The organism is Mesorhizobium sp. M1E.F.Ca.ET.063.01.1.1, assembly GCF_003998155.1.
Lineage (GTDB): Bacteria > Pseudomonadota > Alphaproteobacteria > Rhizobiales > Rhizobiaceae > Mesorhizobium.
This window is the reverse complement of sequence record NZ_RZSC01001255.1, coordinates 1-1,022: the sequence shown is the minus strand read 5'-3', so window position 1 is coordinate 1,022 and position 1,022 is coordinate 1. Positions and strand designations below refer to the sequence as shown.

Sequence of the window (1,022 nt, the reverse complement as noted above, 5' to 3'; positions counted from 1 at the left end):
AGTCTCGCGCCGCGAGATCCTCAGAGGCGGCCTTGCCTCCGGCGCGCTGATTGCCGGCGGCAGCTTCGTCGGCTCCTTGTTTGCCGGCGAAACACACGCCGCTGCCGCCCTTTCCACCCTTGGTTTTCCGGAGCTGAAGCGGGTCTACGACAAGAACCACGCCGCCGCCGAAGGCTATGAGACGACCATCGTCGCGCGCTGGGGCGATCCGCTCGCCGCTGGCTTACCCGAATTCGACGGCAACAAGGTCGAGGCCGAGGAGCAGGAAAAGCGCTTCGGCTACAATTGCGACTACATCGCCTTCATGCCGCTGCCCAAGGGTTCGGTGAATTCCGACCACGGCCTGCTCTGCGTCAACAACGAGTACATCTCGCCCAACGTCATGTTCCCCGGCATGACCGAGGACGACGCCGGCAAAACGATGACGAAGGAACAGGTCGATCTCGGCCTCGCGGCCATGGGCCATTCGATCGTCGAGGTGATGCTGAAGGACGGCAAGTGGGCGATCGTCGAGGACAGCCCGCTCAATCGCCGCATCACCGCCAACACCGAGACGGCTGTCTCCGGCCCAGTCGCCGGTCATGCGCTGATGCGGACCTCGGCCGACCCGACAGGCGCCAAGGTGCTCGGCACCAGCTACAATTGCAGCGGCGGCGTCACGCCCTGGGGCACGGTGCTGACCTGTGAGGGCGTTTCCGATCTCTTCGGCGGTGACCCGAAGAGGGCGCCGACCGCCGATATCCTCGACCGCTACGGCTTCGACGGCTCCGACATCTACGGCCGCGGCCGCTTCCACGACCGCTTCGACATCGACAAGGAGCCGAACGAGCCCAACCGCTTCGACTGGGTTGTCGAGATCGACCCCTACGATCCGCGGTCGACGCCGGTCAAGCGCACCGCGCTCGGCCGCATGTCGCATGAGGCCTCGACCGTCGTGCGCAACAAGGACGGCCGCATTGTCGTCTACATGGGCGACGACGACTACTTTGAATACATGTACCGCTTCGTCTCCGCCAAGCCGT

Annotated in this window: 1 protein-coding gene; it reads left to right on the top strand. The window is 64.9% G+C overall.

Going from position 1 to position 1,022, the window contains the following annotated elements; all coding sequences use genetic code 11:
* The coding region (locus EOA29_RS37715) for an alkaline phosphatase PhoX (RefSeq protein ID WP_127222475.1) at nt 1-1,022 on the top strand (1,022 nt) is incomplete at both ends.